This window comes from Marinomonas sp. THO17, from assembly GCF_040436405.1.
Lineage (GTDB): Bacteria > Pseudomonadota > Gammaproteobacteria > Pseudomonadales > Marinomonadaceae > Marinomonas.
In genome coordinates, this window is the sequence record NZ_AP031575.1 from 2,335,233 (window position 1) to 2,349,304 (window position 14,072).

Below are 14,072 nucleotides of genomic sequence, written 5' to 3' on the forward strand. Positions count from 1 at the left end.
GCCAAGGCAATTGGCCTTGGCTTTCTCTGTTACAAAATTTTGCTAACGCAATTAGCTTGCTTGTAAGCTTGGATAATCCGTATAACCTTCCGCACCAGGTGTGTAGAAAGTGTCAGGATTAGGTTGATTCAAATCTGCACCTTGTTGAACACGAACAACAAAATCCGGGTTCGCTAAAATGCCGGTTCCGAAAGCAACACTGTCTGCTTGTTTATCAGCAATAACTTGCGCCGCTTCTTCAGGAGAGTAACCCATATTTACCATCAAGTGACCTTGGTAGACTTCACGAACCGCTGACACAACGTCTGCTTGCTGTAAACCAAAGAAGTCAGCACGCATTAAGTGTAAATACGCCAAGTTATAAGAGTTCAAGGCTTTAGCAAGGTAAGTAACCAAACCTACTGGATCACTGTCTTTCATACTTTGGAAACTGTTCAAAGGCGACAAGCGAACCCCAACTCGGCCGTTGCCCATCACTTGTGTTACAGCATCTAGTACTTCCATCAAGAAGCGCGAACGGTTTTCGAAAGAACCGCCGTATTCGTCATCACGTTGATTCGAACTGTCTCTTAAGAATTGATCAATCAAATAACCGTTTGCTGCATGTACTTCTACACCATCGAAACCCGCTTCTTTGGCATTGATCGCAGCCTGTTTGAAATCCTGCACAATATCCGCAATTTCTGATTTCGTCAGTGCTCTTGGCACTGTATAGGCTTTTTTACCTTCTGGCGTGTGAGTATCACCTTCGATGGCAATGGCACTCGGCGCAACCGCTTCTTTACCACCATTTAAGAGAGGATGGGCAGCACGTCCGGCATGCCATATCTGCATAAAAATACGTCCATCCGCTTTATGAACCGCTTCCGTTGTTAACTTCCAACCTTGAATTTGTTCAGCAGAATAAATACCTGGATCGCTACCAAAAGCCGACGTCGCGTCACTCACCATTGTGCACTCAGTAATCACTAAGCCAGTAGCAGCACGCTGTGAATAGTATTCTGCCATCAGCTCATTAGGCTGATGCTGTGGCGCACGGCAGCGAGTCAAAGGTGCCATTGCAAAGCGATTTGGCAATTCAAGATCACCAAGAGTAACAGGAGTAAATAACGAACTTAGGTTAGACATTTTGTTCTCCAAGATAGGATTTTTTTAAAGATAACCGTTTTATGAGTATGGAAAGCACTTTTTCAACGTTTTACACGATATTTGCTAATTAATATAAACGAATCGAACTATATGATTCTTACTTATCTTGTCTAAAAAATGAGATAGAGAAATAGACAACACACGATAAAAACAATAAAATCACGAAACATACTACCATGTAGTACAATTATTTAGGCTCTATTTTATCGAAAAATAGTTAACTATGACTCTTTTGACGCAAGACCTACTTACTCACCTTTCTGCATGAAATGACATACATAACTTTCAATCCTCCTATTATAGGTAGCCTTCAGGTCTTTCTGATAAAAGTCTTCTCTAGATTAAAACACGCTTACATTCCTGCTTACTCTGTTTTGATAGAAGCTGACTTTGATAGAAGCTGACTTTGATAGGGCCCATGTTAAGATGGCTTATTCCGGTAATCCCGCCTATATTAATTTTTTACTAATTGGTCAAAATCTTTTATTGATCGTTTATTTAAAGAACAATGAGAATTATGATTAGTTTCAGGTCGGAGCGAGTCCTGGACGGAAACCAGCTAAGATTCAGGACAAGTTATTTGTTTTGTCGTATTAAATCGAGCAAGCTATTTAAATGAATGATTCTAGTCAGCAAGACACTTCTATAAGATCGCAAGTCATGGAGCCAAAGCTCTTTCGTCGTTTGTTGATTCTTGCTTGTGTATGCTTTGCTTTAGTTTGGATAATTGATGAATTAAGCGGCATCATTTCTGAATTTGATGCAACCGCTTACCCTATTTGTATTATGGCTTTTGCTCTCATGTATGTCTTGAGTAGAGCATCAAAACATCATAATCAAAGTAATTTACACCTGCTAACTTACTTGGTTGTTGCTGGCTATTTGATCAGCACCAGCATTTGGCATCATATGGGCAGCAATGCTTTATTCTCAAACGCCGCTCAGTGGTTAGGTCTTAATTATGTCATCGCCTATTTATTTCTTGAGATTAGACGAGCTGTTCCAACCACTATGCTGGTTCTGGGCGCTACACTAATTGGTCATTTTCTAGTGTTAATCAAACATCACAGCTTAGACGATACGCTTGGCGTAGTGTTGAATATAGCGGTTGCTCATAGTGTTTACATTGTTTTGCTATGGACTGTCATTCGACTCAGAATCCAATCTTCTCTAGCCAATACTCGTATGAACTTGCTGGAAAACTACGCTTATGTTGATTTATTGACGGGATTATTAAATCGTCGAGGATTAGAAAAGGTCTTTACCGAACTAGAGATCGATCAGATCAATACAAACACTAAAAACTATGCCTTACTACTGATCGATATCGATTATTTTACCCAAGTTAATGATCAATACGGACACACAATGGGTGACAAAGTATTGAGAAAAGTCGCCGCAAATTTAAACCGCACCATAGCACCAGAAGATGTTATTGGACGCTGGGGAGGAGAAGAGTTTATTATTTTGACATTAGATCGCAGTCCTCAACAGGTTCTCGACATGGCCGAACAGCTTCGCAGTATCATTAATCAAATGGAAGTTGATGACATTACTGGAGTCACCATCAGCATCGGAATAGGCTTCTCAAATTTGGCCAAAACACGTCAAGAAGTCTTCAATATTGCCGACAGTAATCTATATGAAGCTAAACAATCTGGACGCAACAGTGTTCGCTGTAGCATATAAACTGATTGTCGCACTGAGACTTACGACAAACGCTACACTGTAGTAAGATTAGGACATCAGTATACTAACGAAAGGAATTAAAATGTTCAGAAGTAATGTTGATGTTGAAATACTAGAGGCTCATTCAGACAGGGAATGTGCTTTTTACGCTGATTACTTAGTACAACAAATTCGCGGCACCGCTATAAAAAATCTACAAGGTAGAAATGTAGAAGAAAGAATTAAAAACATCAATGCGGAACTGGACTTATTGATTCGCAAGAAAAAAGCACCGAAAAATTTCGCTGCTCAAATGACAACCGCCTTTAACAGCACCCAGTTACCACATAGCTATTTTCGTTGGGTCGACAAAAATGATACTCGACTCTGTAATTGGCTTTGGTGCTATTTGAAAAAACACACTAATTCCAACTCACAAGATACTGAAACTCAACATATTCCTCATCCATTATTGAGTCGTTTATCAAGCCAGCCCTTCCTCATAGAGAAAGACAACAATACAGATCGTTATGCCGATATTCTTAATGCCTTTTACTTTGGGGAGTTAACCGCAAAACATCAGCAAGACGTGCTCGAGTTTTTGAAAAGCCTATGGTTTGAAGTCGAAGCGGACACGTCAGTGACAGACTGGTTAGGAGACAGTAATGTTATTCAATGGCAATGGGCATACTCTTATCTACAGAATGTCAAAACTCGCCCTTTACCAATGGCATGGACCAGTCACCGAGACAACGAAAAGCGAGAAATTGTAATTACAACGATTGATTTAGCGGACAATCTTGATCGTAAGGCATTATTAATCGATAAAATGAAAAAGGCTTGGAGTCAAAAGAAATTCCGTGAAAAATCTAATGGCAAAAAGCCATACAGTATTAGTATGACGCAAAACACCAAACAAAAACTTAATGCCCTCGCTGAAGAGCATGAAATGAAAATCAATGAGATGATTGAATTACTGATTCAGAACGAATACAACAAGCGCGCTTAAGGAAGGTGCGATTAAGTCGGCCAAGGGTAACTGTCAGATCAAGTCTGAGCTAGTACATCTCAGCCGCTTAATCGCACATTTCTACCCAATTCATTTATTGAATGTTGTAACTCAAATTGGTCTCGAAAAGAGGCCTCCCCATACAATATAAAAAGGTTATGACCTCATTCTCTTGTGCGTTTTACTTCCCTTTTTCTGGCTTTTTATCAATATCTCCTCGCATTTCCTTTCTTCTAGCCTCAGAAAAATCATCATCCGTTACTTTGAAATCTTGGATGTAGCCAGCAATCACCTTACCCAATTTTAAAACATCGTCGTTGACTTTAGATGAATCACTTGAATAGCTGCTCACCATATTAAAACTGTCGTTGATTTTGCTAAAACTGGCTTTTAATTCTTTAAAAGTAGACTGTTGTAAATCAATGGACTCATTAATTCGCCCAACCTTTTCTGCAATAGAATGCATTGCATGAGTAATATGCTCTAATGCATCAGTACTGTCCGCTACTTGTGAAACCGATGCTGTGGCACTAGATTCACAAGAAGACATCAAATCTGCCACATCAGATGTACTGCTTTGAATGGCACCGACCATGCCAGCAACTTCGCTTGTGGATTCTCGAGTCTTGGACGCCAACGACCTTACTTCATCTGCAACCACGGCAAATCCCCGTCCAGCTTCCCCAGCCCTTGCCGCTTCAATAGCGGCATTTAACGCCAACAAATTCGTTTGTTCGGCAATCCCGTTAATAACATCTATGACCCCGGTGATCTTATCGGTATCAGTTTTCAACTGATTTAATGCTTGAATCGCGCCTTGTATATCGCTCGACATGACTTCCATAGTTTTGGCGACGCCTTTTACCTTTTTACCGCTTTCCGATACTGTTCCTAAACCCTCTTTGGTCGAAACGTCTATTATATTCAGTTCCGTTAATACGGCTTCTGAAGCGGAATTAGTATGCTCAAGACCTTCATTCACCAATTTTGCTTCTTCTAATTGTTTGGCATTGGCTGAATTTAGATTTGATACGACTTCCGCCATATCCTGAGAAATCGGAACCAGCCTGACTACAGATTTCAAAACGGTCGATAAGGTTTGATCTAAATATTGAATAAAGGAATTTACGCCTATAGCAAGTTGGGCAAATTCATCTTTACCCGTCACCGCTAATCGGCGTGTTAAATCGCCCTTACCATTACCTAAATCTTTTGTCAGTTTGACTATTTTTTTAATTGGACGTGTAAAATAAACCGCTAAGAAATAGCCAAACATTGCACCTAGGATTAACGCACCTAGACTGAAAATGATGAGGTTACGATAAACCGTTTCTTGTAGGGAATAGATAGAAGAGAGGGCTTCATCCACTGACAACTCTGTCAATAACACCCAATTTAGCCCCAAAATATTCAATGGACGATAGGCACTCACGGTTGACTGTCCTAAGAAACTATCTTTTATCAGCACACCTGTATTGCCAGATAGCCCATCGTCGACCGCTCTGGAATCCACGGATAACAGACCAATTGTACTTCCTTTGGCTTTTATATCCGCCACAATGGCATCATCAACCTGCTTACTTTCTAAACTTTGAAAAAATGCATCAGAATTATCAAATAAAGGTCGGATGTTGGTTCTCAGTAATTTGTCATCACCCACCAAATAACTAAAACCCGTTTGCTCCAATCCAACCTCACCCCATTTCTGATAGTGATTAATCACATCATTAATCCTTTCAACTGGCATCTGAAAAATCAAAACACCTATCTGTTCATCTTCGGCATAAATAGGGCTAGATATAAATGAGGCTTGGCCCTCATAGGAGGGTGTATAAGGTGCAAAATCCGTTATAAAGGTTGAACCTTTGTCCGCTTGTTGGGCCATTTTAAAGGCCGCTGCAATACCTGAATCCGCATATGGCCCATCCAGCAAGGAGGTGGCAAAATCAAGCTCTTTAAAAACACTGTAAATAACATTCCCAGTTTCAGAATCAACGATGAAAACATCATAATAGCCAAATTCCGTCTGAAACTTTCTGAATGCTGAGTGAAATTTTGAATGCACTTGATCATAGGTACTGCCATCTCCCGAGGTAATCAATTGATCTTTTTCACCTAATGCAGCCGGGTTATTAGATATGTACTTAGCTTGCAAAAGCACAGCAACATCATCTAATTGGTTTAACAAGTCATTGGGTGAGGAGGAGGTATTTTGGTTTAGCTGTTTATATTGCGCGTCAAACTCATCAACATAATACCCTTGCAAGCTTGTTTTGCTCGCGGATACATTGCTTGTGCTTTCAGCTTCAAACTCTCGAAAAGCACGAGTAAATAGAGTGGTAGCTTCTTCAACCGCTTGGTCTGATGCCATGGTAATGGCTTGCCTATTTATAATATCGAAATACGATACTACTGACTCTGCGGTGATCTCGGTAACAGCCACTAAGCGATTCTTCGCGCTATCTGTTAATGAAGCGGATCCCTCCTGTAAGGCCTGATTACTAAGAATCAAACCAATAATTAAAGAAGGGAGGAAGGCTAGTGCTGTTCCTAAAAGCGTCATTTTCGCTTTTATACTTAAGGACATATTCTACAACCTCGCTAACAATAAATTCCTATTAAAGCTCGCTAACAATAAATTCCTATTAAAGCTCGCTAACAATAAATTCCTATTAAAGCTCGCTAACAATAAATTCCTATTAAAGCTCGCTAACAATAAATTCCTATTAAAGAAGGTGCGAATAAGTCTTCTGAGCGTCAGTGAACTTGTTCATACCCCACTTAAATAAATATAGAATAGAATGGTGTAAGCGCCAGTTAACAGATTGTTTAAATACATAATTTTAGAAGTTGAAGCCGCCACATCACTGTTCATAATTTGCACAAAAGTATTGCACTGCTAAATGACTTGGTTATAATGCCGCTGCACATTTGACCTCTAGGTCAAATTATTTAAATCCATTTGGGTTCCCTCACCCCAATTAAACGAAAAAGGTACAATATGAGCACATTTACCCCTGCACAACAGAGCAAAGCGTTGGGCTATCTAGCTTTGTTCCATTTATTGATTATTGCTTCAAGCAATTATTTGGTACAAATCCCCTTTACTATTTTTGGCTTCCATACCACATGGGGCGCTTTCACATTTCCATTAATCTTTGTCGCTACAGACTTAACGGTAAGAATTTTTGGTGCTTCCTTGGCAAGGAGCATCATCTTTACCGTCATGATTCCATCATTATTTGTCTCGTATTTGGTATCAGTCATATTTGCACAAGGCAGCTTCCAAGGTTTCGCTGCTTTATTAAACTTCGACACTTTCGTTGCGCGCATTGCCTTTGCGAGTTTGATGGCGTATTTATTAGGACAAGCATTAGACATTCAGGTATTCAATCGCTTACGCCAGCTAAGACAGTGGTGGGTGGCGCCTATGGCGTCAACATTGGTAGGCAATGGCTTGGATACTTTGGCTTTCTTTGGTATTGCCTTCTATAAAAGTCCTGATGACTATATGGCAACTCACTGGCCTGAAATTGCCCTAGTTGACTTCGCCTTCAAACTCATCATTAGCTTAGCTTTGTTTGTCCCCATGTACGGAGTGCTGCTGAACTATTTGGCTAAAAAGCTCACGCAGATTCAACCAGACTTTAGCCTCATAAGCTCTGCAAGATAACGAAAAAAGGCCTATTTCATTGAGATAGGCCTTTGTTTATAAAGGAGAGTCACACTTTACGAGTTATCAAGGGGATTAATAACTGTATTTTACGCCTAATCGATAACGAGGGCGCCATTTGTCATTCGCAGTGACATCTTCGCCATTAAAACGATAAGTCTCACCAGACTTATATGGCTTCAAACCAAACTCCACAAATGGGCTCCAGCCATTCTTAAGGCCAGTGTATTCACCTTTAAAGTTCACATCTGAAAACCAAGACTGTTTATCTTCCCACCGCGGCCCAGAGGCTTCAGGATTAAATGTATAGTCTATAGCAGAACTTAGTGACCAGTTCTCAACGCCTTTATAGCCAGCTGAGAAGGTCCAACGGTTGTAGTGGGAATTATCACTTCCTACCTTGGCTTCATAGTTATAGCGATGTCTAAAACCAACGGACCAATCGCTACTTACCTTGTAACCAAAGCTAAAATTAAACTGATGGCTTAGTTTGTCTGAACCCGATTCCCACTTATATTGAGGGGTGAAAGTTAAATCGTCAGATAACTTAATACGATAGCTAATATTACTCTGCTGACCGTTACCTGATAACTCTCCAAAAGCATCTTCATTATTACTTTTCCATTTGGCTTCAACACCAAAGCCAATGCCATTCGAAAAACGATGGCCAACTTCAATACGATCTGAATGACTGGCAGATTCACCATCGTGCTCAGGCACAAATTCATGCCGAAGATTGATGCTCGTAGCCTGCACAGACGCACTCATTAACCCTAAAGCAATAACACCTGTAATTATTTTCAAATTCATATGAAACACCTTTTTATTATTATTGATAGGACTTTTCAATATAAACCTTAAACACAAAATTTCAACATTTTATGAAACATATAAGTCTAAAATTTAAAAACAGTGTTTCTTTAAATCCCTAGGGACGAAATTAAACTCAACAATATCAGTTGGTTAAAATGATAAGATGGGATTTTTTGGCGAGAAGAATATTTACAATAAAATGGGTAAGCTAGAGGAATATTGTGCTGTTACGCAGTTACGACCTGAAGCCTTTGATTGATACAAGGCTTTATCAGCACAACTGAGTAACTCATCGACGGAACAATAGCCTTCCGTTTTATGAGCTACACCAATGGAAACAGTAACAAATACTTTTTGCTTTTCCGCACTCAGCACCCAACTTTTTTCCATTATTTTGCGTAAGGCTTCTGCTTTGTTTTCAGCTTGCAGAGGAGAAACATTTGGCATTAAAACGACAAACTCTTCACCTCCAATACGAGCAAAAACGTCTTCATTGGAGAAAATGCTTGAGCCATTTTGCGCCAAGGTTTGTAACACTAAATCCCCGGTTTTATGTCCATATAAATCATTTACGGATTTAAAATGATCCACGTCCATCATCACTAAGGAAACCGAGTCAGCAGCACCTGTAGAAGAATCCAGTATGCTTTCACACTGCTCAAAAAAATAACCTCGGTTAATCAAACCCGTTAAATGATCAAAATAGGCACGTTTTTCTAACTCTTCCTGTGCAAGAAAACTTTCAACGACAATACTGGCCAGATTACTAGCAAAATTAATCACTTTTAAATCTTTATACGAAGGTCGAGAAGGCTTTCTTAGATAGATGGCAAAGGTGCCAAGCAATTCGCCTTTCGAAGACAGAATAGGATCTGACCAACAAGCAGAGACTTCGGCCATCCTAGCGAGGTCCCTGTATTTTATCCAATAGGGGTGAGAAAAAATGTCTTCCACAATGACACGCTCTTGCAAAAAAGCAGCAGTACCACAAGAGCCAACATTCATGCCGATTTTTACCCCATCAATCGCACTATTATATTCATGAGGAAGGTCTGGAGCGGCTCCCAGCATCAGAGCTTTAGCGTCTTTATCGTAAAGCAATACACTGCAAATGGACTCGGGCATTTCGTACTGCACTTGCCTTACCAAAATTTCTAAAATGTCTTCCAAGGCAGAACTTTTCGCAACCATTTCCAACATTTCACTGCGCGCATTCAAACGTCGTTCGGTAATACCGTATTCCGTAATATTACGGAAATACCAAATTTCTTTATCTGCTAATACCTCATAACTTAGCTTGACCTGTAACCTATTACCCAAATCTGTTGATAAACATAAGCTCAACTCAGATGCTGTTCTTTGCTCACGTAGCGGCTTTATGTTTTGCTGAAAAACACCCTGTTTAAGTTTGGATTTTAGCCAGTCATATACACTCGAGTAAGTTTCTAACGACTCTTCAAACAAGGTCGTAAATGTGGTGTTGATGTAAATGATTTGGCCCGTTTCTAACTCACAACAAACTGCTGCAACAGGAGTGGCTTCTAATATTTCATTCAATGCCACTAATTGGTGGTTTTCTTGCTTCATATCCAGATCCGCAAAAGCAGTACAAAAACGCAAAGAAATTGCTTTGCGATAATATAAGTAACGCTCAAAGAAGATTCAGAAACAAGCGGGTGGCGACAGTCTTTTGTATGCTTTTTGTACGTTTTTGCCGATTATTGTCGAGAGATTCCAGTATTTTTTGTTTTAAAGCAAGCAATGAATTGTTATATGTCCGTGTTAGGAAAATAAGAAAAGTTTACATGCTGCTATGGTCGACATGATCCGAATCAACCATTTAAATTGAACTGGATTTACCTTTTTCAGAAAGTGGTAACCAATAAAGGAACCAACTAATAAACCAGGCACTGCATACAAAGTAGTTTGCGCACTGTGCGTCGTTAACAAACCCAAACCTATGTAAAATGGCAATTTCACTAGATTAACAATGAAGAATGCCCAAGCTCGCGTACTAACATAAGTCGTTTTGTCCAACTTTTGTTCCAACAAAAACAAACTAAATAATGGCCCTGCGGCATTAGCAACCATGCTCACCACACCGCCAAAAAAACCCATTGAATAAGCCGCCAAGGGACGTCGCATAAAAGACGCCGGGCGCATATCTAGGTAAAGCCCCAATAGAATCATGGCAACAATTGTCACACCTAAAAAGCAAATAAACTGATCGGCGTTAATATTAGCGAGAAAATGACTGGCCACCAGCACTCCGACAAAAGCCAAAGGTAGAAACCTTGCCAATACTGACCAAGCAATTTTACTTTTATAACTGCATACAGCCATTAAATCGGTAATGATATACAGAGGCAAAAGTACACCAAGAGCTTCAGGGCCGGGAAAAGCAATCATCACGATAGGTAAGACTAAAAGCCCCATACCGCCTACCGAAAATTTGGAAAAGCCAGTAATCAAACCAGCTAAAAATAAAACGATTATGGATGTCTCCATATAAACCTCCTAAACACTTATCAAATCAGCGTTTTTATGGGCTTATAATAAATCATCAGATGAAAAATAAATAATCTCGTTTTATTATTATAATGATATGAAAATCTTATCATCTGGCAAATCTATGAAAATCGATCAAATTAAAGCATTCATCGCGGTAGTAGAAACTGGCAGTTTTCGTTCTGCCGCCGACACCATTCATAAAACTCAGCCCAGTATCAGTGCGGCTGTGAAGGCATTAGAGCAGCAGTACAAGATTACCCTGTTCGATCGCAACAACTATCGACCCAGCCTCACCGCAGAAGGCCATGCATTTTTTCGTCAAGCGAAGAAACTTATGTCACAAGCCACGCAATTAGAGTCTCTGGGTCACGAGTTAGCGAAAGGTGTAAGCACTTCTCCGCTACACCTTTGCTTAAGCCAGATCAGCGTCAACCAGGACTGTTTGAATCGTATACAAGCTTTTCAAACTCAACATAACGACATTGATTTGAATCTTTCGACAGACCACCTCTATGGTCTACAAGACAGACTCGCAAAAGGTAAAGCTGAAATAGCCATTGGCCCACGTTATGGCTTAGATGATCGTCACTCTATGCTAGAACTCTATAAAATGGAGATGATTACTGTCTTGAGTCCAAATTTATTGGCGAAATTGCATGCCACCAGCAATAAACTCAAACAATCGGCTCTACATAACCTACCTCAAATTCTTGTCGCCAATACATCAAGTAACGATTCCAGTCATGGTCATCGACATGTTCTAGCCACCGGCAAACGCTGGTATGTAAATGATTTTCAAGTGAAAAAAAGCTTACTTTTGAGTGGACTAGGCTGGGCGAGAATGCCCAAGCACATGATTTTGACCGAGCTGGAAGCAGGGCAATTGCTGCCAGTCGAGGTGGAAAACTTCATCTCACATAATGACGTCGCTATCTACATGGTGCGTTTACGACAACAAACGCATAGCTATCAAGTAAATCTTTTCTGGGAAATGATGCGTCACTATCAAAGTTCGTAGACTGCTCATGCTTGTGTTGAATTTATTAACTAAAATAACAGAAGCTCCGCACACTTTGCCCCCTAATAATAGACTAAGCAAGGCGCCTGAATGGCAAGTAATAGTCAATTGCCTAGCAGTCTAAGATACGAGACATTAGTCAAAGCTTAAACAATAACACTGAAGAGAAAATCCGTTAGCTTAAAAGACTTCTTGAAGTGCTTTTCAGCAACCTTCCCTAGATCTTGTGTCAAATTAGAGCACACAACTCAAAAAAGCACTTTAATAATTCTTTTATTTACTAAAAATGGATATTACATTTTTCTTCTATAAAGCCACTCCTTTCCCCCAATAAAATACAACACTTTGTTATTAAATAGATAATTAATATTTTTAGTTATTTCCATTTAATAAAAAACTTATGGCATACTTATTGAATAGATGAATTTTCAAGTAAAAATTCATCTATTCAATGCACAGCGATTTTCAAGCATTATCGCTTAATGCAACTTTATATAAACAAGATCCGGATGTACTGAATTAGAGCTGATATCACTTTAGAACAATTAGCTATGCCTTCATTGTTATGGATGAATGCATACCAATATAGGAGAACACCATGTCTCGTAAGTCTATTATAGCCAGTCTTTTTTCTTCAATTGCCATGCTTGGCGCAGCCAACTCCATCGCCAGTCCTGTTCGACTTGATATTCAAAGCGCTTGGCCACTTTCCTTACCTGCCAGCGGCCAAAGTGCTCAACACTTCACAGACAAAATCAAAGAAACGGCAGGGGATGAACTGAGAGTAAAACTCTACTCTGCAGGTAAATTAGTGCCTTCACTTGAAATTTTCGATGCTGTACAGCAAGGAAGTCTTGACGCAGGTTACACCTCACCGCTTTATGTTGCTGGACGTTTTCCCGCTTTACAACTGTTTGGCGGTGTACCATTCGGCCCTAGTGCATTGAGCTATTTAGACTGGGTATATAATGGCGGCGGTTTAGACATTTGGCGAGATATTTATGCCAAGCAAGGTGTCATGACTCTTCCTTGTGGCCTCATGGACAGTGAAGCTGGCGGTTGGTACAACTTTGAAATCAATTCAGTAGATGACTTAAAAGGGAAAAAAATTCGATTTGCAGGGTTAGCTGGAGAAGTCATGAAAAAATCAGGCGCCTCCGTAGTTTTATTAAGTGGTGGTGACATTTACCCCAACTTAGAACGAGGCGTGATTGATGGTACAGAATTCTCCATGCCAGCCATTGATGCAGCCATGGGGTTTGAAAAAGTAGCTAAATACTACTATCTACCAGGCTGGCATCAGCCAGCAGCCATCACCGAGTTGATCATCAACAAACGTAAATGGGATAGCATGACAAAAACTCAGCAAACACTGATTGAGGATACTTGCAAAGAAACCCAACTTTGGACTGTTATGTCAACCACACAAGATAATGCTCTTGCCATTGAGAAATTCAAAGCCGCAGGCACACAAATCAAATCCTTCCCTCCTGCCGTGCTAGAGGCCTTTAAAGCTTCAACAAAAGAAGTCATGGATGAGCAAGCAAATAAAGATGCCGACTTTAAACGAACTCTAGAGTCTCTTCGAACTTATCAAGAAAAAACCGCTCTTTGGAGCGAATACCGCGGCAGCTAAATCTTGAGGGAGCCGTGACCTTTGCTGCTCCCTTCATTCTCTTTGAAACATTAGGTACAACCTATGACAGGTATTTTTGTGTCACTCAAAATTGAGCAGTTATCTCGTACGGTTGGTAAAGTCGGATCGTTATTTCTTCCTTTACTCATTCTCACCATATTGCTCAATGTCGTTTTACGCTATGTATTTAATATAGGCTTAGTAGAACTAGAAGAAGTACAGTGGCACTTAAATGCCATTGTGGTCATGTCCTGCTTAGCATATACCTACCAATCAGATGAGCATGTTCGTGTTGACCTAATTCGTAACCGCCTCAGTCCAAAAAAACTAGCCATTGTTGAAATACTCGGCATTGTCTTTTTGTTACTCCCTTTTGTGTATTTGGTTGCTTGGCACGCTTGGGGCAACGCCGCCTATTCCTGGTCATTAAGAGAAGGTTCACCTATGCCATCAGGTTTACCTGCCCGATATATTATTAAAGCCATCATGGCGCTTGGCCTAAGTTTACTAGCACTACAAGCCTTCGCCATGTTGATAAAAAGCCTTTCTATTCTCTTTTCAAATGGCCATTCCGACGCAAAAGATCAGGTATAAC

11 protein-coding genes are annotated in these 14,072 nt (G+C 40.1%); 6 read left to right on the forward strand and 5 right to left on the reverse strand.

Annotated features, from left to right (window positions below; genetic code table 11):
• Positions 1-51: 51 nt before the first annotated feature.
• Positions 52-1,128 carry an alkene reductase gene (locus tag ABXS85_RS11175; protein WP_353666612.1) on the reverse strand — a complete coding sequence of 359 codons (1,077 nt, stop codon included), beginning with the start codon at positions 1,126-1,128 and terminating at the stop codon, positions 52-54.
• Positions 1,129-1,764: 636 nt separating this feature from the next.
• Here ABXS85_RS11175 and ABXS85_RS11180 point away from each other — a divergent pair.
• Both ABXS85_RS11180 and ABXS85_RS11185 read left to right on the forward strand, forming a co-directional pair.
• On the forward strand, positions 1,765-2,838 hold the full coding sequence (locus ABXS85_RS11180; RefSeq protein ID WP_353666613.1) for a GGDEF domain-containing protein: 1,074 nt from the start codon (positions 1,765-1,767) through the stop codon (positions 2,836-2,838).
• An 82-nt stretch (positions 2,839-2,920) separates the two neighbouring features.
• A complete protein-coding gene (locus ABXS85_RS11185; RefSeq protein ID WP_353666614.1) occupies positions 2,921-3,826 on the forward strand; it encodes a hypothetical protein in 906 nt (301 codons plus the stop codon).
• Positions 3,827-4,007: 181 nt separating this feature from the next.
• Here ABXS85_RS11185 and ABXS85_RS11190 read toward each other — a convergent pair whose 3' ends face one another.
• Positions 4,008-6,413 (reverse strand): methyl-accepting chemotaxis protein, encoded by a 2,406-nt coding sequence (locus ABXS85_RS11190; protein WP_353666615.1) that lies wholly within the window; start codon positions 6,411-6,413, stop codon positions 4,008-4,010.
• 414 nt (positions 6,414-6,827) lie between these two features.
• Here ABXS85_RS11190 and ABXS85_RS11195 point away from each other — a divergent pair, with 414 nt between their 5' ends.
• Positions 6,828-7,499 (forward strand): 7-cyano-7-deazaguanine/7-aminomethyl-7-deazaguanine transporter, encoded by a 672-nt coding sequence (locus ABXS85_RS11195; protein WP_353666616.1) that lies wholly within the window; start codon positions 6,828-6,830, stop codon positions 7,497-7,499.
• A gap of 75 nt (positions 7,500-7,574) precedes the next feature.
• Here the strand turns inward: ABXS85_RS11195 and ABXS85_RS11200 are convergent, their stop codons facing one another.
• The 3 genes from ABXS85_RS11200 to ABXS85_RS11210 form a co-directional block, all read right to left on the reverse strand.
• Complete coding sequence (locus tag ABXS85_RS11200) at positions 7,575-8,309, reverse strand: oligogalacturonate-specific porin KdgM family protein (RefSeq protein WP_353666617.1); 735 nt, start codon at positions 8,307-8,309, stop codon at positions 7,575-7,577.
• A 192-nt stretch (positions 8,310-8,501) separates the two neighbouring features.
• Complete coding sequence (locus ABXS85_RS11205; protein ID WP_353666618.1) at positions 8,502-9,899, reverse strand: sensor domain-containing diguanylate cyclase; 1,398 nt, start codon at positions 9,897-9,899, stop codon at positions 8,502-8,504.
• A 195-nt stretch (positions 9,900-10,094) separates the two neighbouring features.
• On the reverse strand, positions 10,095-10,820 hold the full coding sequence (locus ABXS85_RS11210) for a sulfite exporter TauE/SafE family protein (RefSeq protein ID WP_353666619.1): 726 nt from the start codon (positions 10,818-10,820) through the stop codon (positions 10,095-10,097).
• A 124-nt stretch (positions 10,821-10,944) separates the two neighbouring features.
• On the opposite strand from ABXS85_RS11210, the gene ABXS85_RS11215 reads away from it, so the two are divergent.
• The 3 genes from ABXS85_RS11215 (at position 10,945) to ABXS85_RS11225 (ending at position 14,071) form a co-directional block, all read left to right on the forward strand.
• Positions 10,945-11,841, forward strand: a complete 897-nt coding sequence (locus ABXS85_RS11215) for a LysR family transcriptional regulator (protein ID WP_353666620.1) — start codon at positions 10,945-10,947, stop codon at positions 11,839-11,841.
• Positions 11,842-12,439: 598 nt separating this feature from the next.
• Positions 12,440-13,477, forward strand: a complete 1,038-nt coding sequence (locus ABXS85_RS11220) for a TRAP transporter substrate-binding protein (protein WP_353666621.1) — start codon at positions 12,440-12,442, stop codon at positions 13,475-13,477.
• A gap of 63 nt (positions 13,478-13,540) precedes the next feature.
• Complete coding sequence (locus ABXS85_RS11225; protein ID WP_353666622.1) at positions 13,541-14,071, forward strand: TRAP transporter small permease subunit; 531 nt, start codon at positions 13,541-13,543, stop codon at positions 14,069-14,071.
• Position 14,072 lies beyond the last annotated feature (1 nt).

What these genes read in the sequence shown, in the direction of transcription:
- ABXS85_RS11225 (WP_353666622.1), top strand. Translation starts at nt 13,541, where the DNA reads ATGACAGGTATTTTTGTGTCACTCAAAATTGAGCAGTTATCTCGTACG.
- ABXS85_RS11220 (WP_353666621.1), top strand. Translation starts at nt 12,440, where the DNA reads ATGTCTCGTAAGTCTATTATAGCCAGTCTTTTTTCTTCAATTGCCATG.
- ABXS85_RS11190 (WP_353666615.1), bottom strand. Translation starts at nt 6,413, where the DNA reads ATGTCCTTAAGTATAAAAGCGAAAATGACGCTTTTAGGAACAGCACTA.
- ABXS85_RS11195 (WP_353666616.1), top strand. Translation starts at nt 6,828, where the DNA reads ATGAGCACATTTACCCCTGCACAACAGAGCAAAGCGTTGGGCTATCTA.
- ABXS85_RS11185 (WP_353666614.1), top strand. Translation starts at nt 2,921, where the DNA reads ATGTTCAGAAGTAATGTTGATGTTGAAATACTAGAGGCTCATTCAGAC.
- ABXS85_RS11210 (WP_353666619.1), bottom strand. Translation starts at nt 10,820, where the DNA reads ATGGAGACATCCATAATCGTTTTATTTTTAGCTGGTTTGATTACTGGC.
- ABXS85_RS11205 (WP_353666618.1), bottom strand. Translation starts at nt 9,899, where the DNA reads ATGAAGCAAGAAAACCACCAATTAGTGGCATTGAATGAAATATTAGAA.
- ABXS85_RS11200 (WP_353666617.1), bottom strand. Translation starts at nt 8,309, where the DNA reads ATGAATTTGAAAATAATTACAGGTGTTATTGCTTTAGGGTTAATGAGT.
- ABXS85_RS11215 (WP_353666620.1), top strand. Translation starts at nt 10,945, where the DNA reads ATGAAAATCGATCAAATTAAAGCATTCATCGCGGTAGTAGAAACTGGC.
- ABXS85_RS11175 (WP_353666612.1), bottom strand. Translation starts at nt 1,128, where the DNA reads ATGTCTAACCTAAGTTCGTTATTTACTCCTGTTACTCTTGGTGATCTT.
- ABXS85_RS11180 (WP_353666613.1), top strand. Translation starts at nt 1,765, where the DNA reads ATGAATGATTCTAGTCAGCAAGACACTTCTATAAGATCGCAAGTCATG.